Here is a 24028-nt window from a genome sequence, read left to right on the forward strand (position 1 = left end):
TGTCGGCCCGGGTTTCTCAGGTGACCAGCAGGCGGTTGAAGAACGAGCGGTAGTGGCGCAGTGCCAGCCGCAGGTCCTCGGTGTTCGCCTGTTCGCCCCGGTTCCACTGTCCTTCCAGTTCTTGTTTGTGGTCGGCGAACGTGGTGGCCAGCTGTTGCATCACGTCGGCGACGAGGGCGTCGGCGGCGTGTACGGCGTCGCGCGGGTCGTCCACGAACTCGTTCTGCACCTCCTGCCAGCGGCTGCGGAACCCTTCTTCGTCCTCCGGGGCGAGGAGCTGGAGGGCCTCGTCCTCGGCGTCGGCCTCGGCGTGGGTGCGGGTGCGGGCGTCGGCGTCGATGTCCGGGTCCGTGGCCTCGTACCGGGTGCCGGAGTCGGCTTCCGGGGCTTCGTCCTCGGCGGGCGGGCCCGGGGTGTCCGTGCTCTCGTCAGTACGTTCGTCCGTGCTCTCGCCGGGGAAGGTCGGTACCTCGGTCGGCATGCTCGCCGGGCCCTCCCGCGTGGACGGGTCCTGAGGTCGGGGGCGGGCGAGGTCGTCGGTGGACAGGCCGCTCGCGGTGGCGGTGTCCGGTGCGTTCTTGTCTTCCATGTCTTCTTCTCCGTTCCCGGACGTCCGGGCCCGATCCGTTCAGGCCCGGGCGTGGCGGGGTTCGCCGCCGTCGGAGAGCAGCTCGTCGAACAGGGTCCGGTAGTGCACCATGGCACCCCGCAGCTGTTCGGTGGTCGCCTCGTGGCGGGTGCTGAGCTCATCGACGTCGTGGGCGGCCCGGTAGTGCTCAAGCGTGCGGCCGTGCTCGACCGACAGATCCTTGAGCTGCTGCTCGAAGTCCTGGGTCGGATATCCGCGCTCGTGCATCAAGGACGACACCAGGCGGTCGGCGTCGTGGACGGCGTCCTCCGGATGGTCCACGAACTCGTCCTGCACGCTGGTCCAGTCCCGGCTGTACCGGTCCCTGACACGGTCGTCCAGCGGCTTGATGTCCAGTGAGTCGTGCCGCTTCTCGCGGCTCTTGAGCTCACGCTCCCCGGCCAGGCGGCTGTCGGCATCCTCCATCGTGCGTGTGTACTCCGGGCCGAAGCGCTCGCGCAGCTTCCGGCGGCGCATGAGCAGCCAGGCCACCATGACCGAGACGACGATCACCACCGCGATGGGAATGATGATCGCCAGAAGTGTCCCTGTTGACATCGGGGGACCCCCTAACGTGCGTCTACCGCGTTCCTTATGTCCCCTTCTATGGGAGTTGCCATTGATTTGTCGTTGAAACGGAGATGCGGAGATCCATCAGAATCACCCTGGCCTTCAGGAGCCTTCAGGGCTCTCGGCGAGGCCGTCCAGCCTTTCCAGGTGCGCCGGAGTCAGCGCTACGTCTCCCGCCGCCACGTTCTCCTCCAGGTGCGCGATCCTGGCCGTACCCGGGATCGGGAGGAGCGCCGGGGAGTGGTGGAGGAGCCAGGCGAGGGCGATCTGGGTGGGGGTGGCGTCGAGTTCGTGGGCGATGGCGGCGATCGTCGCCTGTTCGCCCGTCGATCCCCAGGCCACCGGGCGCCACGGCAGGAACGCGATCCCCGCCGCCTCGCAGGCCCTGAGTACGGGCTCGTGCTCGCGGTCGAGCAGGTTGTACCGGTTCTGCACGCTCGCGATGTCGTCGACGATGCCCCGGGCTTCGTCCAGTTCCGCGACCGTCACCTCCGACAGGCCTATCAGGCCGACCTTGCCCGCAGCCCTCAACTCCGCCAGCGCGCCCAGCTGTTCGGCGAGCGGGATCCCCGGGTCGAGGCGGTGGAGCTGGAGCAGTTCGAGGCGTTCGACGCGCAGCCGGCGCAGCGCCTCCTCGACCTGGGTGCGGAGACTGTCCGGGCGGCCGTCGTTGCGCCACTCGCCGGACGGGGAGCGGGTGAAGCCGACCTTCGTCGTGATCAGCAGGTCGTCGGGGTAGGGATGCAGCGCCTCGGCCAGGAGCTCCTCGTTGGCTCCGCCGCCGTAGAGATGGGCCGTGTCGATGAGGGTGACGCCCAGCTCGACGGCCCGCCGGGCCACCGCGACGGCGTTCGCACGGTCGGCGGCCGGTTCGGTGGGCAGGTGCATGGCGCCGAAGCCGAGCCGGTCCACCGGCAGGGTCCCGCCGATACGGAAGGTGCTCACAGGTTTCTTATCGGTCACGGGTTCCCCATCGGTCACAAGTTGCCCATCGGTTCGATGTCCACCTTCACCGGTGTGCCCCAGATCCGCAGGACCTCGTAGTCGGTGAACTCGTGGACCAGGCGGTAGGCGATGCCGGGGCGGGGGGCGCGGCGCTCGGCGGAAAGGTAGTGCTCGGCCTCCTGGCGGTCGCGGCGCGGGGTGCCGCAGAGCTGCCAGTTCTGGCCGGTCCAGACCTCCGGGAGCCAGCGCTGCTGGGGCTGCGGACGGTCGGCGCGGACGCCGTAGCGGGACATCGTGCGCTCGGGGGCCGCCGACTCCGGGTCGGAGGGGCGGCCTTGCGGGGAGTAGCCGCCGTTCTGCTGGGAGCGGCGGGCGCTGCGGCGGCGCGTCTCGCAGAGCAGGCAGAGGTCGTTGGCGCTTTCGTCCACCGGGCCGTTGGGGTGTTCGGCGCAGCGGGTCGTGGGCGCCGACCCGGTCACCGTGTCGTCCAGGATCGCCAGGGCCCGTTTCAGGTCGGCCTTGATCTCGTGCAGTTTCGTGTCGGCGCTGTCGGCGGAAAGCGCGTCCCCGTGTTCGCCGAGGACGCGCAGGGCTCGCCCGAGGGCGGTCAGCTGGGCGTGGTTCACGGTGGTCGTCCCTTCGGCGTGCGGTGCGCTGAGCGCTCAGCGGTCTCCACCGTCGCACACGTCACTGACAACGCGGGTGCGAGCCCGCCTATGCCTCTATGCCTCTGCGCCTCTGCGCCTCTACGCCTCGAACTCCGTCAGGTCGATGGCGTGCACGAACAGCTGGTGGCCGTACACGGGGTGGGTCGTCACCCGCTCCTCTGTCATGCCCAGCTTGCGGATGATGTTCTCCGAGGCGTCGTCGCCCGCCCTGCTGACGCTGATCACGCGGTCGAGGCCACGGTCCTGGAGGGCGAACTCCAGGGTGGCGTGGGCGGCCTCGGAGCCGTACCCCTGGCCCCAGAACTGGGAGCCGAGCAGCCAGCTGATCGCCACGTCGGAGGCGACCTCCGGCAGGAACGCGGGCACGGACAGGCCGACCGCGCCGATCAGTTCACCCGAGGCGAGCAGCTCGACGGCGAAGAGGCCGAAGCCCTCCTCGTCCCACTCCTCCTCCCACCGCTCGATGGCCTCCGCCGTGTACTCCAGGTCGCGCACCGAGCCGTCATCGATCCAGCGCATGACCTGGGAGTCCGCGTGGATCTCCGCCAGGGGCACGAGGTCGTCGTCGGTCCAGCGGCGGAGGAGGAGGCGCGGGGTGTGGATCTCGGTCATGGCGCCCATCCTGCCCGACCGGTGAACGGGTGAGTGAATCAGTGGTCCGGTGGTTCGGCCTCTCGGTGGCCTGGTGGCCTGGTGGTTCGGTGGCCTGGTGGTTCGGTGGTTCGGTGGTTCGGTGGTTCGGCCACTCGGCCACCTGGCCTCCCGGTGGCCCAGCCACTCGGCCACTCGGCCGCCCGGTGGGCGTCAGGCGAGGGCCGTTGCCAGCGCCGCCCGCAGGTGGCCGTCGTTCTCCGCGAGGAGGCGGGCGGCCGTCGGGCCGTCCACTCCGCCCAGGACGACGAGGATCGCGTCCTTCGTCTCCCCGTCCGTCGCCGCGAGTGCCGCCTCGATCTCCTCGTCGGCCGCGCCCGTCGCCAGGGCGACGATCCGGCGTGAGCGGGCGCGGAGCTTCTCGTTCGACGCCCGTACGTCGACCATCAGGTTCCCGTACGTCTTGCCCAGCCGGATCATCGTGATCGTCGACAGCATGTTGAGGACCAGCTTCTGGGCCGTGCCCGCCTTGAGCCGCGTCGACCCGGTCAGCAGCTCCGGACCCACGACGACCTCGATGCCGTGATCGGCGGCAGCGGCGAGGGCGCTGTGCGCGTTGCAGGACAGGCCGATCGTCAACGCGCCCCGCGCGCGGGCGTGTTCGACGGCCCCGATCGCGTACGGCGTACGGCCGGACGCGGAAACCCCGACCACTGTGTCCAGGGCGGTGATGCCGAGCGCGTCGAGGTCACCGGCCGCCAGCTCCCGGGAGTCCTCGGCGCCCTCGACCGAGGTGACCATGGCCTCGGGGCCGCCCGCGATCACGCCCGTGACCTGCGCGGGGTCGGTGTTGAAGGTGGGCGGGCACTCGGACGCGTCCAGTACACCGAGGCGGCCCGCCGTACCCGCACCCGCGTAGACGAGCCGGCCGCCGCGTGCCATCCGGGCGGCCAGGGCGTCGATCGCGGCGGCGATCTCCGGGAGCCGTTCGGCGACGGCGGCCGGGACGGTCGTGTCCTCGGCGTTCATCAGCCTGACGAGGTCGAGAGTGGCCAGCTGGTCGATGTCGGCCAGTTCCGGGCGGAACGCCTCGGTCGTCAGCGACTCCAACTCCTCTTTCAGCGCACGGTAGTTGGAGGAAGAGGCGGAAGGGGAGGAAGGAGAGGGGTAGGAGGCGTCAGCGGTGGAGGTCATGGCGTGCTGCTCTTTCCGATCTTCCGGCAGGGGAGCTGGCGCTCCGGATTCCTACCGCCGGTTCGTGGTGCTGCGCGGGGTGTGGCGGTGCGCCAGGGCCTCGTACGAGGCCGAGAGCGCCGGTGCGGCCGTCTCGTACGTCTTCTGCGCCACCCCTATGAACAGGCAGTCCACGACGAGGAGTTGACTGGTGCGCGACGACATGGCCGCCGGCCGCAGCTCGCTCTCGCGGGCCGTGGACGTGGTGAGGATGTGGTCGGCGTACTGCGTGACGGGCCCGTCGGGCCGCCCCGTGATCGCCACGGTCGTGGCCCCGTGCTCGAAGGCGACGCGCAACGGCTCGATGACATCGCCCGTCGACCCCGAGTGCGTGATCGCGACGGCGACGTCCTTCGCGCGCAGCTGCACGGCGTTGGTGACGGCGAGGTGCGGGTCGCTGTGGGCGTGCGCTATCAGCCCTATGCGCAGCAGCTTCTGGGTGAGGTCCTGGGCGACCAGTCCGGACGCGCCCACCCCGTAGATGTCGATACGGCGGGCCGCGGCGAGCGCGCTGACGGCGGCGGCCAGTTGGACCACATCGAGTCCGGCCGCGGTGTCGGCGAGGGTCTGCTGCTCGTCGTACGCCAGTTTCGCCACGACGTCGGCCAGCGGGTCGTCGACCGAGATGTCGGCGGTCACGGCGGGGGAGCGTCCCGACTGCTGCTGGGCGGCGAGGCCGGCGAGCGCGAGGCGCAGGTCGCGATACCCGGGGTAGCCGAGCAGACGGGCGGTACGGACGACCGTCGCCTCGCTGGTGCCGGTGAGTTCGGCGAGGCCGGTGATCGTGAGGGCCGCGCATCCGGCCGGGTCCGCGGCGACCGCCTCGGCGACGCGCTGCATGGAGCGGGTCATCGAGGGCGCCAGCGTCCGCACCTTGGCCGCGAGGGCGGCGGGCGCGGGCGGGGTACTGCCAGGCGTGCCCGTCATGCCGAAAATTTCCTTCACTTCATGGGTCACACGATGAAAGATATTTTCCATTCGGAGGTGAGGTCAAGGGTGCGCACAATGGGTGCATGACCCCCCCCGGCGACCCCAGTCTCCCCATCACTCCCCTGGAGCAGGCGTTGCACGCGGCACGCGCCCTCGTCCTCGCCGACCTGGCCGCGCGCGAGGTCGCCGAGGCGGACGTCGTCTCGATGGTCGAGGAGTCGGTCGTGCAGCGGCGATGGTGGGTCGAACAGTGGCCGGAGGGCGCGGGCTACGTGGCCGGGCTGGTCGCCCAGGACGTCCAGGACGCGCTCCTGGAGACGTACGGCCGCTGGCCGCTCTGCCCGGTCTGCGGCTCCGGAGACCCGCACGCCCTGGACGTCGAGCCTGAGCTGGGCCCCGACCCGCAGTGGGTGTGCCACAAAGCGGGGGTGCGCGTCTCGGCGGTCGGCGCGCTGGGCGCGGCCTCGGGCGGGACGGCGTCCTCGTGACGATCTACATCGACCCACCGGTCTGGCCCGGCCACGGCCGCGTCTGGTCACACCTCGTGAGCGACGTCTCGTACGACGAACTGCACGCGTTCGCCGACGAGTTGGGGGTTCCCCGGCGGGCCTTCGAGCGCGATCACTACGACATACCGTCGCATCGGTATGGGGATGTGGTGGCGGCCGGGGCGGTGGAGATCAGCAGCCGCGAGGTGGTGCGGCTGCTGCACGGGGCGGGGCTGCGCAGGCGCAAGGGGTCCGAGGGGCTTGAAAGACCTGAGGAGCCGGTTCGGCCGCAGCCGGGTCAGCCGGGTCAGCCGGGTCAGCCGGGTCAGCCGGGTCAGCCGCGCAGCTCGTAGGCCTGGAGCCCTTCCGCGTCGAGTTCCTCGCTCACCCGTACGAATCCGACGCGGCCGATCACCGCCTGGGACGGGGCGTTGTCCGGCTTGACGGTCGCGAACAGGGACCGTACGTCGTCGCGGGCCAGCGCCCGCTCTGTCAGCGTGCGCAGCGCCTCGGTGGCGTAGCCGTGGCCGCGGGCCGGTTCCGCGAGGTCGTAGCCGACCTCGGCCTTGTGCTCCTCGTCCGGTGCCCCGTGGAAGCCCATGCCGCCGATCGCGCGGTCGTCCTCCCGCCGTACGAGGACGAACAGGCCGAACTCCGGGCGGTGTACGCCCGCTTCGTACGCCTTGACCACCATCCCGGCGGCCTCCCGCGTGCCGTAGAAGGGGCCGCCCTCGATCCAGTCGAAGCCGCCGGTACCGCCCGTGCTCAGGTCGACGGCCGCGGCCGGGGTGACGCCCTCCATCCGGAGGCGTTCGGTGTCGATGACGAGGTTGTTGCTCCAGCGCCACTCGGCGAGCGGGGCGCGGCCGGGGAGGTGGGCGCGTCCGGTCGCCCAGAGCAGGGTCTGCCAGCGGTCGGGGCCGGGCTGGACGTGCGGGAAGATCCGGGTGAGGACGAACTCGGCCAGCTGGGTGGGCGGTTCGTACGGCAGCCCGAGACCCTCGGCGATGTCGTGGGCGTGCAGGATCACTTCCGCCACGCCCATCGCGGCGAAGCCCTCGCGGTTCGCGCTGCGGAAGGGGTACGGGTGGAAGGCCCGGACGTGACGGGGTGCGGTGCGTACGGCTGCGGTGAGCAGGGCGCCGGTCGCGGTGAGGACATCGAGGACGCCCGCGTTGTCGGCGGGGTCCAGACCGTCCTCGCTGCCGTCGAGGGTGATCTCGAAGGGGACGTACGCGCTCTGTGCCCGTCCCGCCAACTGTCCCGCGTAGGCGATGAGGTCACTGGCGACATGCTCGGCCGTCTGCCGGCAACTCCACTCCAGCAGCCCGGCGTTGACCCCCACCCAGTCCCGGTCCACCACGGGCCGCAACAGCGCCACCACGCTCGCGACGGCCTCGTCCACTTCGTCCCCACCCATGCTCAGCATGCGGCGAGGATAGGCGGTGGGGCGGTCGGCGGGACATGGATTAAAGGGGCCTCGGCTTGTTCACGCTAAAGCCGCTCCAGCTCCGCCGCGAGGTTGGCGCGCGCCGCCTTCTCCCACCGCTGCGCCCCGTACGGCGTCCGGAACAGCCGGGGCAGGGCGAGGAGTTGGCGCAGTACGGCCGCCCGGCCCGCCCGGAAGTCTTCGTCCGGGACGAAGGCGTACTCCTCTCGGACGGCGGCCGCGTAGGCGTCGTACGTCTCCTGGGGCGCCGCCAGGATCGCCAGGTCCGCGTCGCACAGGACCTGGCCGTTGCGGTCGTCGGGCGCCGGGTCGTGGGTGACGGTGAGGCGGACCAGACGGGCCACCTCCGCCGTGCCCGCCGCCGGGACACCGGCCTCGGGGAGCGCGCGCTCGGCGAGACGGGCGGAGCGTTCCTCGTTCGTCGAGCGCTCGGGGGCGTACACCGCGTCGTGGAACCAGGCGGCGAGGCGGACGAGGTCCGGGTCGTCCGCGTACCCCGCCTCGGCCAGCACGTCGATGTGGTCCAGGACCGCGGTGAGGTGGGCGAGGGTGTGGTACCGACGTTGGGGCTCCTGCCAGCGGGCGAGGAGGTTGTCGGCGTACGCGTACGGGGCGGGATGACAGGCGCCGTCGCGGGCTGGGAGCAGGGTGCGCAACCAGCGGGAGCGGAGCGCGTCGAGATCGGCCATGCGGGCATTCTCCTCGCAGAGGCGTTCTCCCGTGCGGCGAGGTCGCCCCCTAGCGTGGGAGGCATGACTACTCCTGCGGATGTGAACGACGTACGCGACCCCGAGCTGCCCGGGCGGCTCCTGACCGTCGAGCGCGACGCGCTGGTACCGCTGCTGCGGGCCAGGCCCGAGGACGACTTCAAGATCGTGACCACCGGGTGCCCGGAGTGGACCGTGCGGGACGTGCTCGCGCACTGTTCGGCCGTGCTGCTGAGGGTGATGGAGGGGCGGTTCGAGAAGGGGGCCTTCTCGCCCGAGTCGAACGACCGCGACATCGCCGAGCGGGGCGACTGGACGAACGCACAGGTCGTGGACGAGCTGGAGAAGGGGATGGGCGAGGCCGGGGCCGTGATCGCCAAGGCCGGCGGCGCCCTGGACGGGGTCGCGCTGGGCGAGTGGGTGCACGCCGGCGACGTACGCGAGGCGCTCGGCGAGCCGGGCGCCTACGGGGGGCCCGGGCTGCCGTACGCGCTGGCCCTGCTCACGCGGCTGAGCCGGGAGCGCGGGATGGTGCCGGTCCACGCCGACGTCGACGAACTCGACGAGCCGCTGAAGCTCGGGGACGCGTCGGGGGAGAGGCCGCCGGGGCGGTACATCGGGGATGCGGCCACGCTTGTACGGCTGTACATGGGGCGGTCGACGGAGGGCGCGGGTGTGAGGGCGGCGGCGTATGAGCTGGCGGGGGTGGAGGAGGGGGAGCTGAACATGTACGGGGGGTGAGGAGCGGGGGCGGGCCTCATGGGCGTACCGTGGATTGGACTAGACCTGTAGTCGGTCCAAGGGAAACCAGGGAAAGGGGTCCGATGAGCCAGCGTGCAGTCCTGGAGGTGATCGCCCTCGGTGTCGAGGACGCCGTCGCCGCCCGGGCCGGGGGTGCGGACCGGCTGGAGCTGGTCACCGAAATGGCCGCCGACGGGCTCACCCCGACGGTCGCGGCCTTCGCCGGGATCCGGGCCGCCGTCGACATCCCGCTGCGGGTGATGCTGCGGCTGACGGACGGGTTCGCTGCCGGAGACGCCGGTGACCTCGACCGGCTGGTCGGGGTCGCCGGGGAGTTGCGGGGTGCCGGGGCCGACGAGTTCGTGCTCGGGTTCCTCGACGGCGACGGAGGCGTCGATCTCGCGGCCGTCGAGCGGGTCGTCGCCGGGCTCGACGGCTGCCGGTGGACGTTCCACCGGGCGATCGACCACGTCGTCGACCGGGACGCCCTGCGCAAGCAGCTCGACGGTCTCCCCGGCCTTGACACCTATCTCACCGCCGGCTCTGCGGTCGGGGTCGACGCAGGCCTCTCCACGCTGCTCGCTGAGGCGGCGCGGCGCGGGGAACCGGGGTACGAGCAGCGGCTTCTCGTGGGGGGCGGACTGCGGTTGGACCACGTGCCTCGGCTGCGTGCCGCCGGGGTGGACGCCTTCCACATCGGCGGGGCGGCGCGGCCGGGTGGGTGGGGCGAGCCGGTGTCGGCGGCGGCGGTGGCGGAGTGGCGGGGGGTGCTGGACGGGGGCTGAGGTGAGGGGTTCGCCCCCGCCGCCCCTACCCGTCCCATCCCTGCATGATCACGATCTCTCACTGTCTACTGAGGTTGAACTCGTAGGGCTGGGTCGGCTGACAGGTCTTGATCGTCGCGGTATGCCGGATGCATGAGGTATGCGCGAGGTGGTGGGCTGACGACCTCAGTGAGTCGTGGGCATGAGTGCGTCGAGCACCACGCTCGGCAGTTCAGGGGTTGGTCCGGGCAGTCGGCACGTCTCTTCTCCTTCCAGGTTCCGGGCGAGCTCGGCCGCCCACGAGTTCAGGCTCACGAATTGCCGAAGCTCCGTTGTACGCAGGTGACTTGAGGTCACGCCTGCCTCAACGGAGCTTCTGCACGTTCAGTCACACCCTCGGCGACCGGGCGCTCCAAGGGAAACCCGACCTCAAGCCGGTTTTCTGGATCGCCTCGGCATGGATATCCGGATTCAGGTGGTCTTGGCCGGCACCCAGATTCCCTCCCGGGTCGGCCCGAACGCGGCCGACTCGTCCCGGCTGTCCTTGACCCAGCGGTCGTAGGCGCCCACGCCCTGCAATCGGATTCCGAAGTGATACATCGGGTCGGCGAAGACGACGAAGCGGTTCTCGAACTCGAACTCCGCGCACCTCACCGTTCCGCCGCCCGGCACGGACTCGTTGTTGAGCGCATAGCGAATCCGCGTGATCCGGTACTCGGAGTAGGAGTCGGCGAAGAAGGAATCGCCGCAGGAAGCCAGCGTGAACTCCTCGTCCTCGCCCTGGAGCGCGGGAGGGGGTTCCGTCTCTGTGACCAGGCTCATGGCCAACTGTCCGTAGTTGCCGACCGAGTCGAGCCGGAAGTATCCCTCGCCAAGAGCCAGGTAGACGGTGGCTGCCAGCGGCATGAACCGTGGAACGGCCTCATCACGGTCCACGAAGCCGGGTACTTGGACGTCCCAGACGCTCCGCCCGGCCAAGGGCTCGAACACGGAGTGGATCTCATGCACCGGCCTGCTCCTCGTAGTACTCATCCGACCATCAGGATAGCCAAATCCCTTCCCTTGCCCGATTCGAGGAGTGTCCAGAACTCTCCGGGGGCTTTCAGGACCAGGGTAAGTCCTTCGCCACGGAAGATCAGACCAGGCCCCGAGTCCCTATTGAGTGTCCCTATTCCCTTGTACTTGAGCTTACCGCCGCGGATCATCTCCAAAAGGTCGATGAGGAACGTCTCACCTTCATCGACCTTCCATTTCGGATACTTTTTCCCGAGGACGGCCTCAAGCAATGACTTGTGGCTTTGGTAGTGAGATTTGAAGTTCTTGCCGGCGGTGATGAGCGTCGGGCACGGAGACTTCGGAGCGTCGTCGGACCGGGCGGGCGAACCCGCCGACTTCGGTGTACCGGCCGTCCGGGCGAGTGGCTTTTCCAGGCAGGACGGCTTGGGGAACTTCTTCGCCAGTTTGATGACCTGGCGCAGCCGTTCCGTGGTCCGCTTGGCCCATTCTGCCTTCTCGAAGAATTTGGCGATGCCCGTCGCCACTCGGACAACTGCCTTGCTGACGGCCGGGAGCTTGCCGACGACGGCGACCAGTGTGGCGACGTCGACGAACGACCAGAGGCAGCTTTCGACGTCGTACTCGCCAATGCAGCGTTTGATGTTTTCGACGCCGATGACTTCCAGCAGGATTTCCGCGCCGTTCGCCTTGAGCCAATCGACGATGGTCATCGCCAGGGCTGCCCGCGCCTGCCGGTAGTCGTCGACGCAACCCTGGCCGCATTCCGCGAGCAGGATGGCCTCGTCCTCGGCAGACAACGCAGGGCCCGGGTCAGCGTCGAGGACGCCCGTGTCGCCTGTCGCCATGGCGGCTTTGCGGGCAGCTTCCTGGTCCTTGCGCTCCTGCTCCTCCGCGCTGTCGGCTGCCTTGTCCGCGTCCTTGGCGGCACCGTCGGCGTTGGCGGCGGCCGTTTCGGCGGCGCTGGCGTCCTTTTCGGCCTGGGCGGCAGTACCACGGGCACTGGCCGCGTCGCTTTCGGCTGCGGTGGCGGCGGTATGCGCGCCGGCCGCGTCGCGTTCCGCCGCGGTGGCCTCGTTGTCGGCGGCGGCGGCTTCGGACTTCGCTGTTGTGGCCGCGACCTGCGCGTAGTTGGCGTCAGCGCCTGCTTGTGCGTCGTAGTTCTGGGCGCTGGTGTCCGCCTTCTTGGCGGCTGCGGCAGATTTGGCCGCGGCAGCGGCGGAGGCTTGGGCTGCGGCCACGGAGAGAGCGGCCTTCGCGGCGTCGGCCGCTGCCGCCGAAGCGGCGGTGGCGGCCGCCTTGGCATCTCCTGCCGCCTTGTCGGCGAGCGCCTTGGCGACGGTCGCAGCCTTGGCAGCGTCGTCGGACTTGGCCTTCGCTGCTGCCGCCTGCTGTTCGGCCAGCGTCATGGAGGTCTGGCCGACGAGGACGGCGAACGCGGCGGAGGAGTCGGTCTCCTTGTACGGGGTGCCGATGTTGATGGCGTCGTTGGCGGGTTTGATGACTTCGGCTGCCGAGTCGCGGGCCGCGGTGGCGGCTTCGCCGGCCGCGTAGGCCTGGCCCGCGGTGATGGCGGACCAGGAGGCCGTCTTGGCGGCTTCCTCCTGGGCAGCGGTTGCCTCGTTCCGCGCGGCTACGGCGGCGGCAGCGGCCTTCTTGGCCTCTACCTCGGCGGCGACGGCGTTCTTCTGGGCCGCGGTTGCGGCAGCGATCGCGGTGGCTGCCGCCGCGTGCGCGGTGACGGCGGCGGCGTGGGTGGTGAGGGCCGCAGCTGCGGCGGCGTCGGCCGCAGCCTGGGCGCGGGACGCGGCCCCGTCCGCCCGGGTCGCCGCGGCACGGGCCGCCACAGCCGCATTGCTCGCGATGTTGGCGTTGGCGCGGGCGCTGGTCGCCGCGCTTGTCGCGCTGTTGGCGGCTGTCCGGGCTTCCGTGGCCGCGGTCCTGGCCTCGTCGGCGGAAGCGGAACCGGCCGCGGCGGCCGCGGCTGCTTCGAGCGCCGAGGCGCGGGACAGTTTCGCCTGCTTGTCGACCTCGGCGTTCCGAGCGGCATCACGTGCCCGATATGCGTCGGCCTCGGCGTCTTCCGCCGTTTCCAACTTCGTGTAAGCCGTGGCACCGGCCGTTTCCGCCGCACTGCGGGCGGTGGCTGCGGCGTCCCGGTCGGCCTGGGCGCGGGATTCCGCGTCGCTTGCCTTGCCACGTTCGCGGGTGGCGTTGGCGTGTTCGGCCTTGGCGGTGTCGCGGGCCGCTTCGGCCTTGCCGCGTTCCGACCTGGCCTTCGCCGCGCCGGTCTTGGCGGTCTGTTCGGCGGTCTCGGCGGTGGTCTGCGCCGTCCTGGCCTTGGTGGCGTTGGTGGCGGCTTCGGTGGCCTGGGCCGCTGCGGCGGTCGCGGCGGCCTTGGCCTGCGCTGCCGCCTCCTGTGCGGCGGCCCGGCGGAACTCGGTGTTGAGAGCGTGCGCCTGGGTCTGCGACAGCGCGAGCTGCGCCTTGCTGTCGGCGGCCGTCGCCTTCGCCGCGTTCACCGCGGTCTGGGTGGCCTTGGCCGCTGCCTGGGCTGCGGCGTAGGACGCCTTGACGGACTGCACGGACTGCTGGGCGTACAACAGGCCCCGCCCGCGCGGGAGTTTGGCCGCGTCGGCGATGGCGTACGCGGTGGTCTGGGCGTTGGTGGCCTTGGCGGAGGCCGCACCGGCGGCGGTCACGGCGGTGTTGGCCAGGGTGAGCTGGGCGGCGGCCCGGGTACGGGCGCTGGCGAGGTTGGTGGTGGCCTGGGTGAAGACGGCCGCCTTGGGCCGCAGCGGGTCGGTTGCGGACTGACCGGCCCAGTACTTCTGCCAGAGCAGGATCTGCTCAGCCAGCCATGCCTGCGCGATGGACTCGATCATCGCGTCGGTGGCCTTGTGCAGTTGGGCGGCGGCGGTCACCTCGGCCGCCATGATGTCTCTGCGGGGTTGGGCCTGGGCCGCGTACTCCTGCTCCCACTCCGCATAGGCGGTGGCCGTCACGGAGGCCAGCACTCGGCGCGGGTCGGTGGGGTTCCAGCTGTCGCAGCTCCCCCACGCGATCTTGAGTGCCTCGACCTCCATTCGGTACTCCGCTGACCCATCCACCGGGGCCTGCTTCGGGAAACCGCCCTGGCGCAGATAACGGGCAATGTCGCTGGCGGTGGTGTTGTTGTAGGGCGCAGAGAGGCCGCTGGGGGACAGCATCAGGTCGGCGAGCCGGTCGTCGCCGGGGTTCTGGCCCTTGATGGCGGCGTTGAGGCTCTTCGCCGCGGTGATGGCGGCAGCACCCGGCATGCTGCGGCCGTCCTGGCCGAACATGTCGTACAGCTTCAGCTGCGGGCCGATGGTGAAAGTTGTTATGTCTGCGTCAAACTCGGGCGCGTTCACCGTAACGGCGTCGTCACCACCGAAGTAGGAGAGCGCGTAGGTCCGGTTGGCCGCTTCCCAGCGCGTTTCGTTGGCGTTGGACGCGTCCACGTAGTCGGAGACGCCGCTCACGTCCACGCGTACGGCGTCGTCCAGCACGCTGGGATAGATGTTGCTGGGGCGCAGCAGGTCGGCAGCCAGGTCAGCGTCAGTGCCGTTGAGGGCCTTTGCCGCGGCGGCCTTGAGCGCCGGACCGCCGATGTGCAGGCCGAAACCGGCTTCGCAGCGGTTGGCGCGGGCATCCTGTCCAAAGGAGATCCGTGAGCCACCGGTGTCCGGTAGCGGGTCCACGGCGACGGCGGCGCTCGCGGGAACCGCCTGTACCAGTCCCGTCACCACGGAGACCGCTGTCAGCAGCGCGATTCCGGCTAAGCCCGCGTGCCGTCTGGAACGGCCGCGGCGATTACCCCGCAGGCGATTACCCCGTAAAAGTAGCGATCCGCGCACTTCGATTCCTGCTCTCCTCGTCGGAACGATCGCGATGAATCGACCCGGGAGGAAGCGCGACAGTGCGTGCCCATAGTGGGACACTAAAAACTGACGGATCACCAAATACCGGCAGGGCAATACCTGCCGACAGGACATGCCGGTCACGGTCCAACAAGGCTGAGGAAACACCAGTGCGCTGGTCAGGCACACCCGTCCTCGTCCTTCCGCCCCTTCCCCCCGTTTGCAGAGCGATCTTTACATACCGAATAAATTTTCGTAAGCGATTTAGAAAGTGCCGTTCCCGACGGAAGTCCCGCAAGCTCCCTTCCGGAATCAATGGTTCCCCCGGCGGTCCCCTTGTGCTGAGGTTGAACTCGTGAGGGTGGTTCAGGCGATCAAGTGGCTCCCATGATCAGTCCGGTCTCGGTGAGGCAGCCGTCGATCAACTCCGCCCGGTACTGGATCTTCTTGAGCTTGCGCTTCATGACACGGGCCAGGCGGTCGAGGTTGGCGGCGGCGAAGTCGGCCAGGCCGCGCTTGACCAGCGACCAGATGCCTTCCTGCGGGTTGAGCTCAGGAGCTCAACTGGGTAACTGGAACACCGTCAGCCACTCCTCGTTCTCCACGAAGAACAGCGCGAGCTCCTCGGCGAGATGGACATTGAGGTTGTCCCAGACCCAGACCACGGGGGCCTTGAGCCGGTGATGCGCCACAACGATCAAGTCGCGGTAGTCCTGCCGGACGAAGCTCTTCACTCGTCCTTCCGCCCTCGGTACACGTGCAACCGGTAGAACAGACGCGATCGTTCGCCGCTCCTGTAGCAGACCACGCCCGCCACAGAGACCCGTCCCCGGTTCGCACCGCGCACCCGCACCACGGGCGTCCGCCCGCGCGGCGCCCACGTGTGTCCCCTCGGCGGCCTCAGCCCCTGCCCCGCCCCGTCCTCGAAGCAGATGTAGGCGTCCCGGGCCGCCGCGGTGGCTCTACCGTCTCCCACACCTCACTCCACCACCGCTCGACACTCGCGTCGTCCCGCTCCAGCGCCCGCCTCGCCGGCACCTGCGCAGACCAGCCGTGCCGCCGCATCAGCTTCCACATCCCCTGCACCGTGTACCCCACTCCGAACAACCGGATGATCAGCGCACGGATCCGCACCAGCGTCCAGCCCTGCTCCTCGTCCCAGCCGTGCGCCAGGGCCCCCCGCTCCAACTCCCGCACCAGACGCTCCCACTGCGCAGGACTCAACAGCTCCACGCACATCGGCCCCTTCGACCGCAGGGCTTCCACCCCGCCCTCACGCCAAGCCCGCCGCCACTTCTCCACCCGACTCACCCCGACGTCAAACGCCTCGGCGATGTCCGTGGTCTTCTCTCCCCGCTCGAACCACTCCGCCGCCTCTAACCGCACCCGCTCACGGGCCGCCTGCTGCTTCGGCGTCAGCCCACCACCTCGCGCATACCTCATACATCCGGCATACCGCGACGATCAAGACCTGTCGGCCAACCCAGCCCTACGAGTTCAACCTCAGTATTGACTCTGACGCCCAAGAGGACTTTATCTTTATCGACAATCCCTCGATGTTATTCGATATAAGGTTCAAGCGGATATCGGCTGCTTCATTGAAGCCCTCGCGTCTAGGCATATTCCAAACATCCCACGCGATCTCTTTCCCGAATCCTTTCAATCTCTCTAGTAGGTCGCGCTTGCAATCGTTCCCGCTCGACATATTGCCACCTCGTGCTCGATGCCGCATCGATCAACGTTGCCGTCTACCTCGTCGTAGCTGACGATCTCGTACGCTTTCAGGCTGTCGACGTGTGATCCATTGCGTTCATCGTATGTCGTACCGAAAGTTTGCAGGCGGAATGAGTGCGGAGTTTTTGAGCCGGGCTCACCGTATGGCCATGCTTCCCACTCGGGAGACTCTCCCCTGGAGGTTGGAGGATTCGCCGGCTCCTGCTCTGCGGTCGGTACGCCTATTGTTCAATGGCTTTTAGACCTTGGTACGCCTCTCTCAGATCAACGCTCTCGGGGAGTTGTCGGACCTCAACCGCCTTTACGACTTCCAGCGCACGCCAATGGTTCGAGGGAACTACGCGTCCCGACAGTATGGCTTTCTGCGCCGAGTCGCATGCTTCGTCAAGCCGGTTTTCCTTCAACAGAACTAGGGCTAGATCGATGTTGGCGGACGCTACTCGCCTGGGCCACTTAGTGAGATCGTTGCTTGGGCTCAGTCGTCTGATGACTTCCCGCGCATAGGGCTCTGCGGCTGGATCTCCTAGCCAAGCAAGGGTTGTCGCCGCATAGGAGAGCGACTTGCTGGGGTCGTATCGGTAGTGATGATCTGGCGTATCAGGAGTGCCTAGCGATGCCGACAACTCCTGTACCCGCTCAATAGCCGCATAGGTCTCAGTTGCGTTGCCCAACCGTGCGTGTGCACGGCCCTCTTGAGCCGACGCCTGGATCAATGCTGAACTATCTGACGGAGCTACTTCCTGAGCCGCTCTGGAAAGGTCTACTGCCTGGACGTAATCACCATCGGTGAGTACACGCCAAGCCTCGGTTTCATAACACCAGGCCTCAATGTCCGGATGTCTGGCTTCCCTCGCCAAGGTCGCAGCTGCCTCTAGTCTGGCCGTAGCTGCATCGTTCTGCATCAAGTCGATATGGACTGTTGCCGCGAGCAGGGAGAGCCAACCCCCGAGAACCAACAAGCGTCGGTGTTCGGCGAGAGTTTTCCGACCGTCTAAAAGTTTTACAACGTAACCAGAATGCTTACGGACTTGACGCAACAAGTCCTCTGGTGTCGCCCTTGGGTAAGCCATGGCCAAACGGTCAAAGGTGTGTTCAAGGCGTTCGAGGGTGGCGTTACCGACATCGCTGGCCTGTACTCGCCGGGCAAGCTCCCAAGCGTCCATTTCGTCATCCTGGGGACCGCTGGCGTCTTCTGCCTTGAGCGACAGACCGAGGTATTCGTTAACGGCCTGGATGACTTCAGAAGAAGGAGCCTGCTTCCCGTTGATGACTCGGCTCAGGTACGCAACGTCATAGTGCAACTCTCTGGCTGCACCTCTCAGGCTTTTGCCTTGCGCCTTGAGTGCCGCCCTCACTTCAGTGCCGAAGTCGATCATGGAACCGCTCCCGTTGACTGTTGACTCTCATCGTAGTCAACGCTGGTCAACTCCCGTGCGGCCTTGCTGAGCATCGATGCTGGTCAACTGATGGAGAGACCCCCGCGCCGTGCGACCGGCCGGGGGCGTGGTCCACCAACTGAACGGGAGTTGATGAACATGGCCGAGCGTAGCGCGGCTGCGTTGCACTGGCTTGTGGTGCCCCTGGCTATTTGGGGGCTCACCCGCCTGTTCCCGCCGACCGGCACGCGCCGGAAGGTGTCGACGGCAATTCGAACCGCCGTGACCTGTAAGGACATAGAGGATCATGTGCACCTGGTGGCGCGGGTGCCAGTTCAGCGCCGGTCGCCGTACAGCACAGACCGGGGAGCACTGGACGGTTCCGCGTCGCGCCTGTCGCGGCCCTACCTGCCCGCTCTCGCCGACATGGCACCCAAGGAGCCCCTGAGTCCGCGCACGGTGAGTGTCCGGCCGTACTGGACGGGATGGGAACGCGTGGCCCAATTCGGAAGGCGTACCGCCTCTGTACTGGCCGCAGATTTCGGGCTCGACGTGGACACCCGCAACATTCACGCCGTTCTGGACGGCGTGAGGTCCCGATGACCGGCGCGAGGGTCAGAGCGTCCGTGAGGCTCGCCGAGGACGCCATGCTGCGTGCCTACCGGCTGTGGCACGAGCACACCCGCAGGTGCGCCGACGGCTGCAAAGGTGCGGGCCGGGCTCTGGATGGCTGCGAGACCGGGCGTGAATTGTGGGCGACCTACCGCCGTGCACACGGGGAGTCTCGATGACGACACCGATGAACACAGACCGGTGCGGGAAGGCGCGCGCGTCGCTCTTCTACGGTGCCCCAATCCTCAGCGAGTTGGGCGCCTGTGTCCTCCCCCACGGGCACGACGGGGACCACCGCGACCCCTGGGGCCGCACGTGGGGCGTGATCCGGCTCCACCCCATGACCAACACCGACAAGGGGGCGGGTGAGCGATGAAATCCCCTTTGGAGCAGTCGAGTTGGACGCCAGAACCCCCGTACGTGTCCGGCCGCTGCACCATCGGCACACACGACCGGTGCCGTGACGCGGAACCCCGCGAGAGCGGTGTGCCGGGACTGCGCTACCTGGTCTGCACGTGCTGCTGTCACCGGATGACTCCAGTCCTGGTGAAGGGAGGGAGCGCATGAACTCCCCTGACACCAGGGCGACTTGGTACCGCGTGTGTTGGGAGATCACCCGGGACGGGCGCGCGTGGGAACAGGGCACGCTCACGGGACGGGACGTACCGAGCATGCTAGTCAGTCTCCGTGGCTGCCTTCCGGGAACCATCGCAGACCCCGAAGCCGTACGTGCCGCTGCCGACAGTCCCGAGGGGTGGTCGTACGAGGCGGACGCCGTGGCTGTCCACACTCACCAGGCCCCGCGCGAGGGTTCGTGGCTGCCCCACTTCGGGTGCCCGAACCGGCGGCAGGGGGAGACCCGTGATGACCAGACACCACGAAACCGAGCAGATCATCCGTGAGGCCAACGGGTCGGGATCGAACTGCACACGGAAGAGATCCGCTACTGGGAAGGCGCCTGCCCCCAGCCCCCCTTTCGCGCTGAATGCGCTCGTCCTCGAACGCCGGATGGGCTGAAGGCGCGGGCCGGCGGTGAGAAGTTCCGAGGTCGTCCGGCAATCGAGGCGAGACGGGTGGGCGGGTGGGAAACACGGCCTGGGCGGCACTGACCCAGCCTCTCAGGCACCGGACACGCTGGACCGGGCCAGGGCTGGGCTGAAGAAGCGGCTGGGGCGGGTGGGCGGGAAAGCAGGCTGAGCGGCTCGGACCTGAAATGCCGGGCGGCGTCGAGAGGTTCGAGGGCGCCCGGCTGACGGACTGGCAACGGGTGGGTGGGTGGGAAAGAGAAGCCGTCAGGCCAGTTCGCGTGGCAATGCAGCCGCGTGCGTCACGATCAGCCCCGACACCGCTCGCGTCAACGCCACGTACAGGCGCCGCAGGCCGGTGCGTTCGTCGGGTTCGGCGTCGACCACGGCCTGGGGTTCGTCCAGGACCACGTAGTCGTACTCCAGGCCCTTCGCCAGCGACGCCGGGACCAGGGTCAGCCGGGTCTCGTACGTCGTCTCCTCACCCGGGGAGAGGTAGCCGATGCCCGCCGCCGTCAGCGCCTGGGCCAGCACCGGGATTCTGGCGTCCGCCGCGATCAGGCCCGTCGAGCCCTCATTGCGCAGCAACTCCTCACAGGCGCCCACCACTTGAGCGTCCGGGGAATCCGTCCCGCCGGTCGCCCGTACGTCGAAGAACCCCGGGTTCTCGCGGACCGACGCCACCGGGGTCAGACCGGGCGCGATGTACGGCAGCAGCCGTGAGGCGTACGTGATGACGTCCGTCGGGACGCGGAAACCGGCCGTCAGTTCCTCGACCACGGCGTCCGACTTGCCCAGGTGGGCCAACGCCTCCTCCCAACTCCGGGTCGCCCAAGGGGTGGTGCCCTGCGCGAGGTCGCCGAGAACCGTCGCCGAACCGGTCGTGCAGCGCCGGCCCACCGCCCGGTACTGCATCGGCGAGAGGTCCTGCGCCTCGTCGAGGACGACATGGCCGAGGGAGTGCGTGCGCTGGACCAGGTCGGTCGTCTCGTCGATCAACACGGCGTCCGCAGCTGACCACTTGGCCGCCTTGACCGACCGTACCGGCTTCGCCCAGAGGATCTCCTTCTGCTCGTCCTCGTCGAGGATTCCGGCCGCGTGCACGGCGAGGAAGTCGGCGTCGGTGAGCAGGCGCAGGACGAGTTTCGCGGGATCGACGGGCGGCCAGACGGTCTTCACGGCCGCCTTCACCGCCGCGTTGCGGGCGACGGAGTCCTGGACGCGGTCGTCGGGGGCCTCGCCCGACCGCTCCATCTGGACGAGGACCATGTGCGCGACGCGCTGCGGCAGCGCCTCGCGGGCGGCGCCGTAACGGATGCCCCGGTCCAGCAACTCCCGGACGAGGCCTTCGAGTTCGTACGCCGGAACGCGCCAGCGCCGTGACCCCCGTACGACCATCACGGGCTCGGTGGGCATCGTCACATGGGAGTAGACGGCCTTCCTGAGAACCTCTGCCATCCTCGCGTCGCCCTTGACGATCGCCGCCGGGGCGTCGTCCGTGCCGCGTACCTCCACATGGGCGACCAGGTCGTCGACGGTGGCCTGCTTGACCTCCAACTCCCCCAGTGCGGGCAGCACTTGCTCGATGTAGTGGAGGAAGGAGCGGTTCGGACCGATGACCAGGGTGCCGGTGCGGGCCAGTCGCTCGCGGTGGGCGTAGAGCAGGTACGCGACCCGGTGCAGACCGACGGCCGTCTTTCCGGTCCCCGGACCTCCCTGCACGCACACCGAGCCGCCCAGCCCGCTGCGTACGATCTCGTCCTGCTCGGGCTGGATGGTCGCCACGATGTCGCGCATCGGGCCCACGCGCGGGCGCTCGATCTCCTGCTGGAGCAGCTTGCTGGTGGCCGCCGACTCCGTGGGGTCGGAGAGGTGCTCGTCCTCGTAGGCGGTGAGGTCTCCGCCGGTGTAACCGAACCGGCGGCGCAGCCCGACATTCATCGGGGCGTTCTTGGACGCCCGGTAGAACGGCTGGGACACCGGGGCGCGCCAGTCGATGACCATGGGGTCACCGTCGGCGTCGTGGACGTGCCGGCGCCCGATGTAGAACTGCTCGCCCTCCGCGCCCTCGGCCTGCTCGGCGCCGGGGGCGTGCAGATAGTCGAGGCGGCCGAAGAACAGTGGCGTGTGACTGAGATCGGCGAGGGCCTTGATCCGCTCCTCGATCTGGTGGGAGAGGACCGCCGCGTTGACCCAGTTCGCGGTGACGTCCTTGATGTCGAGGGCCTCCGCGTCCTCACGCATGGCACGGAGAGCCGCTCGGGAGGCGGTGAGGTGGGAGCGTTCGCGGCCGAGGGGATCGTCGGATACGGCTTCGGAAACGGCGCTGGACAAGGGGGTGCCTCCGGGTGGCCTGCTGGCATGTGACGTCGAGAGCCGACCGGTTTCCGTCCGGGCAGCGGCACTCCGTGAGAGGGAGGCGGGCAAGAGCGGAGATTTTAGGGGAGGGGAGGGGGCGGAGGCCAATCAATTTCGGCGCACCCCATGCCGTACCTCGTGCCGCACCTCATGCCGCACGCCGTGGTGTACGTCATCCGCAGTCCCCTAGGGGGCGTACTCCCCCTTCCTATGGGGGACACGTCCGCCCGGAGTCGTACAGGGGGACGACGGAGGCTCGGCCCGCAGGGCGATGGAAACGCGGGCCCCGCGATCCACCATGGACACATGAGTACAGCGACCTTCACCCCAGCGTCCGTGACCTCCGTCAGCCGCCCCGGCGCCACCCCCGCGCGGGGCGGCCACCGGCACCCCGTCGGCGACGCCCTGCGCGCCGTCAAGGTGTTCGCGGGCGCCGCCCTGAGCGTCGTACTCCTCGGCGAGTACGGGGAAGAGGCGGGCGTGCGCCGCAGGTGAGCGACCGATGCGGCGCCCCGGTCAGAGCTCGTCGACGTCGGAAGCCAGCAACTCGTCCGCGTCCACGATCCGGTACGCGTATCCCTGTTCCGCCAGGAACCGCTGGCGGTGCGCGGCGAAGTCCTGGTCGATGGTGTCCCGGGCGACCACCGAGTAGAAGTGGGCCTTGTGCCCGTCGGCCTTGGGCCGCAGCACCCGCCCCAGCCGCTGGGCCTCCTCCTGCCGTGACCCGAACGTGCCCGAGACCTGGATGGCGACCGTCGCCTCCGGCAGGTCGATCGAGAAGTTCGCGACCTTGGACACGACCAGCACGCTGATCTCGCCCTGCCGGAACGCGTCGAAGAGCTTCTCGCGCTGCGAGTTCGGGGTCTCGCCCTTGATGACGGGCGCGTTCAAGTGCTCGCCCAGTTCGTCGAGCTGGTCGATGTACTGGCCGATGACGAGGATCTGCTGCCCCGCGAAGCGCCGCACGATCGCCTCGGTCACCTTGCGCTTGGTCGCGGTGGTCGCGCAGAAGCGGTACTTCTCCTCGGTCTCGGCGGTGGCGTAGGCGAGCCGCTCCGAGTCCGTCAGGTTGACCCTGACCTCCACACAGTCCGCGGGCGCGATGTACCCCTGCGCCTCGATCTCCTTCCAGGGCGCGTCGAACCGCTTCGGCCCGATGAGCGAGAAGACGTCCGACTCGCGCCCGTCCTCCCGTACGAGGGTCGCGGTGAGGCCCAGGCGCCGGCGGGCCTGCAGGTCCGCCGTGAACTTGAAGACCGGTGCGGGCAGCAGGTGCACCTCGTCGTAGAGGATGAGCCCCCAGTCGCGGGAGTCGAACAGCTCCAGGTGCGGATAGACGCCCTTCCGCCTGGTCGTCAGCACCTGGTAGGTGGCGATGGTGACCGGCCGGATCTCCTTGCGCGTCCCGCTGTACTCGCCGATCTCCTCCTCGGTCAGCGACGTCCGCTTGATCAGCTCGCTCTTCCACTGCCGCGCGGAGACCGTGTTCGTGACGAGGATCAGCGTCGTCGCCTTCGCCTCGGCCATCGCACCGGCCCCGACCAGCGTCTTCCCCGCACCACAGGGAAGGACGACGACTCCGCTCCCGCCGTGCCAGAAGTTCTCCACGGCCTGCTTCTGGTACGGGCGCAGCGCCCACCCGTCCTCGGCCAGCTCGATCGGATGCGCCTCGCCGTCGACGTACCCGGCGAGGTCCTCGGCCGGCCAGCCCAGCTTCAGCAGCACCTGCTTGATCTGGCCGCGCTCGGAGGGGTGCACGGCCACGGTGTCCGGGTCGAGACGCGCGCCGATGAGCGGAATGATCCGCTTGGAGCGCAGGATCTCTTCGAGGATCGGACGGTCGGTGGTCGTGAGGACCAGTCCGTGCGCCGGGTGCTTGGAGAGGGTGAGGCGTCCGTAGCGGTCCATCGTCTCGGCGATGTCGACGAGCAGCGCGTGCGGCACGGGATAGCGGCTGTACTGCACGAGCGCGTCGACGACCTGCTCGGCGTCGTGGCCCGCCGCCCGCGCGTTCCAGAGCCCCAGCGGGGTCACCCGGTAGGTGTGGATGTGCTCGGGCGCCCGCTCCAGCTCGGCGAACGGCGCGATGGCCCGACGGCACTCGCCGGCCTGCTCGTGGTCGACTTCGAGGAGCAGGGTTTTGTCGGACTGGACGATGAGTGGACCATTCACGCGCGGCACCCTTTCAGCATGGCCTGTTCGTGTGGCCAAACGTCCAGTGTGCCCCATCGCGCCGGTGATCCCGGGGCCCGAGCCCGACGGGAAGGGCGTACCGGGGTGTACGGAGTGGCTTGTTGTTCTGGATCAGGCGTC

23 protein-coding genes are annotated in these 24028 nt (G+C 68.9%); 7 read left to right on the top strand and 16 right to left on the bottom strand.

The genetic code is table 11. The features are described from left to right. Positions 1-16: 16 nt before the first annotated feature. The 7 genes from ACH4TV_RS37435 to ACH4TV_RS37465 all read right to left on the bottom strand — a co-directional run bounded on the left by ACH4TV_RS37435 (position 17) and on the right by ACH4TV_RS37465 (position 5592). Positions 17-589, bottom strand: coding sequence for a hypothetical protein (locus ACH4TV_RS37435; protein WP_398405755.1), 573 nt, complete (start codon positions 587-589; stop codon positions 17-19). Positions 590-628: 39 nt separating this feature from the next. After that, positions 629-1186, bottom strand: a complete 558-nt coding sequence (locus ACH4TV_RS37440; RefSeq protein ID WP_398405756.1) for a hypothetical protein — start codon at positions 1184-1186, stop codon at positions 629-631. 114 nt (positions 1187-1300) lie between these two features. Next, positions 1301-2161 carry an aldo/keto reductase gene (locus tag ACH4TV_RS37445; RefSeq protein WP_398405757.1) on the bottom strand — a complete coding sequence of 287 codons (861 nt, stop codon included), beginning with the start codon at positions 2159-2161 and terminating at the stop codon, positions 1301-1303. Positions 2162-2175: 14 nt separating this feature from the next. Then, positions 2176-2769 (bottom strand): hypothetical protein, encoded by a 594-nt coding sequence (locus ACH4TV_RS37450; protein ID WP_398405758.1) that lies wholly within the window; start codon positions 2767-2769, stop codon positions 2176-2178. 120 nt (positions 2770-2889) lie between these two features. Next, positions 2890-3423, bottom strand: a complete 534-nt coding sequence (locus tag ACH4TV_RS37455) for a GNAT family N-acetyltransferase (protein WP_398405759.1) — start codon at positions 3421-3423, stop codon at positions 2890-2892. A gap of 192 nt (positions 3424-3615) precedes the next feature. Beyond that, positions 3616-4596 (bottom strand): N-acetylmuramic acid 6-phosphate etherase, encoded by a 981-nt coding sequence (gene murQ, locus ACH4TV_RS37460; protein ID WP_398405760.1) that lies wholly within the window; start codon positions 4594-4596, stop codon positions 3616-3618. Positions 4597-4647: 51 nt separating this feature from the next. Then, positions 4648-5592: a MurR/RpiR family transcriptional regulator gene (locus ACH4TV_RS37465; protein ID WP_398405761.1), complete on the bottom strand. Its 945-nt coding sequence runs from the start codon at positions 5590-5592 to the stop codon at positions 4648-4650. Between the two features lie 56 nt (positions 5593-5648). Here ACH4TV_RS37465 and ACH4TV_RS37470 point away from each other — a divergent pair, with 56 nt between their 5' ends. Together ACH4TV_RS37470 and ACH4TV_RS37475 are read left to right on the top strand one after the other, a co-directional pair. Further along, positions 5649-6053 (top strand): hypothetical protein, encoded by a 405-nt coding sequence (locus ACH4TV_RS37470; RefSeq protein WP_398405762.1) that lies wholly within the window; start codon positions 5649-5651, stop codon positions 6051-6053. Beyond that, entirely contained in the window at positions 6050-6406 is a 357-nt protein-coding gene (locus tag ACH4TV_RS37475; RefSeq protein WP_398405763.1) for a DUF4031 domain-containing protein, read from the top strand. The genes ACH4TV_RS37470 and ACH4TV_RS37475 overlap by 4 nt, the downstream gene beginning before the upstream one ends. Here the strand turns inward: ACH4TV_RS37475 and ACH4TV_RS37480 are convergent. Continuing rightward, positions 6388-7482: a GNAT family N-acetyltransferase gene (locus ACH4TV_RS37480; RefSeq protein ID WP_398405764.1), complete on the bottom strand. Its 1095-nt coding sequence runs from the start codon at positions 7480-7482 to the stop codon at positions 6388-6390. The two genes, ACH4TV_RS37475 and ACH4TV_RS37480, sit on opposite strands and share 19 nt — an antisense overlap. Before the next feature lie 65 nt (positions 7483-7547). Continuing rightward, complete coding sequence (locus tag ACH4TV_RS37485) at positions 7548-8192, bottom strand: hypothetical protein (RefSeq protein WP_398405765.1); 645 nt, start codon at positions 8190-8192, stop codon at positions 7548-7550. A gap of 63 nt (positions 8193-8255) precedes the next feature. On the opposite strand from ACH4TV_RS37485, the gene ACH4TV_RS37490 reads away from it, so the two are divergent. Continuing rightward, positions 8256-8951, top strand: coding sequence for a maleylpyruvate isomerase family mycothiol-dependent enzyme (locus ACH4TV_RS37490; protein ID WP_398405766.1), 696 nt, complete (start codon positions 8256-8258; stop codon positions 8949-8951). An 83-nt stretch (positions 8952-9034) separates the two neighbouring features. After that, a complete protein-coding gene (locus tag ACH4TV_RS37495; protein WP_398405767.1) occupies positions 9035-9736 on the top strand; it encodes a copper homeostasis protein CutC in 702 nt (233 codons plus the stop codon). Between the two features lie 450 nt (positions 9737-10186). On the opposite strand, the gene ACH4TV_RS37500 is transcribed toward ACH4TV_RS37495, so the two are convergent. From ACH4TV_RS37500 to ACH4TV_RS37520, 5 genes are all read right to left on the bottom strand, one after another. Continuing rightward, entirely contained in the window at positions 10187-10723 is a 537-nt protein-coding gene (locus tag ACH4TV_RS37500; RefSeq protein WP_164323952.1) for a hypothetical protein, read from the bottom strand. Between the two features lie 20 nt (positions 10724-10743). Then, positions 10744-14499: a hypothetical protein gene (locus ACH4TV_RS37505; protein ID WP_398405768.1), complete on the bottom strand. Its 3756-nt coding sequence runs from the start codon at positions 14497-14499 to the stop codon at positions 10744-10746. A 671-nt stretch (positions 14500-15170) separates the two neighbouring features. Continuing rightward, on the bottom strand, positions 15171-15344 hold the full coding sequence (locus ACH4TV_RS37510; protein ID WP_398405769.1) for a hypothetical protein: 174 nt from the start codon (positions 15342-15344) through the stop codon (positions 15171-15173). Between the two features lie 166 nt (positions 15345-15510). Continuing rightward, positions 15511-16053, bottom strand: a complete 543-nt coding sequence (locus ACH4TV_RS37515; protein ID WP_398405771.1) for a winged helix-turn-helix domain-containing protein — start codon at positions 16051-16053, stop codon at positions 15511-15513. Between the two features lie 512 nt (positions 16054-16565). Beyond that, entirely contained in the window at positions 16566-17720 is a 1155-nt protein-coding gene (locus tag ACH4TV_RS37520) for a helix-turn-helix domain-containing protein (RefSeq protein WP_398405772.1), read from the bottom strand. Between the two features lie 159 nt (positions 17721-17879). Between ACH4TV_RS37520 and ACH4TV_RS37525 the strand changes: the two genes are divergently transcribed. Together ACH4TV_RS37525 and ACH4TV_RS37530 are read left to right on the top strand one after the other, a co-directional pair. Beyond that, positions 17880-18323: a hypothetical protein gene (locus ACH4TV_RS37525; RefSeq protein WP_398405773.1), complete on the top strand. Its 444-nt coding sequence runs from the start codon at positions 17880-17882 to the stop codon at positions 18321-18323. A gap of 184 nt (positions 18324-18507) precedes the next feature. Continuing rightward, complete coding sequence (locus ACH4TV_RS37530) at positions 18508-18708, top strand: hypothetical protein (RefSeq protein ID WP_398405774.1); 201 nt, start codon at positions 18508-18510, stop codon at positions 18706-18708. 916 nt (positions 18709-19624) lie between these two features. On the opposite strand, the gene ACH4TV_RS37535 is transcribed toward ACH4TV_RS37530, so the two are convergent. After that, entirely contained in the window at positions 19625-21691 is a 2067-nt protein-coding gene (locus ACH4TV_RS37535) for a HelD family protein (protein WP_398405775.1), read from the bottom strand. Between the two features lie 330 nt (positions 21692-22021). Here ACH4TV_RS37535 and ACH4TV_RS37540 point away from each other — a divergent pair, with 330 nt between their 5' ends. Then, positions 22022-22210, top strand: coding sequence for a hypothetical protein (locus tag ACH4TV_RS37540; protein ID WP_398405776.1), 189 nt, complete (start codon positions 22022-22024; stop codon positions 22208-22210). 21 nt (positions 22211-22231) lie between these two features. On the opposite strand, the gene ACH4TV_RS37545 is transcribed toward ACH4TV_RS37540, so the two are convergent. Then, a complete protein-coding gene (locus tag ACH4TV_RS37545; protein ID WP_398405777.1) occupies positions 22232-23887 on the bottom strand; it encodes a DNA repair helicase XPB in 1656 nt (551 codons plus the stop codon). Positions 23888-24028: the final 141 nt, after the last annotated feature.

It is taken from the genome of Streptomyces sp. NPDC020898, assembly GCF_044333925.1.
Classification (GTDB): Bacteria; Actinomycetota; Actinomycetes; order Streptomycetales; family Streptomycetaceae; genus Streptomyces.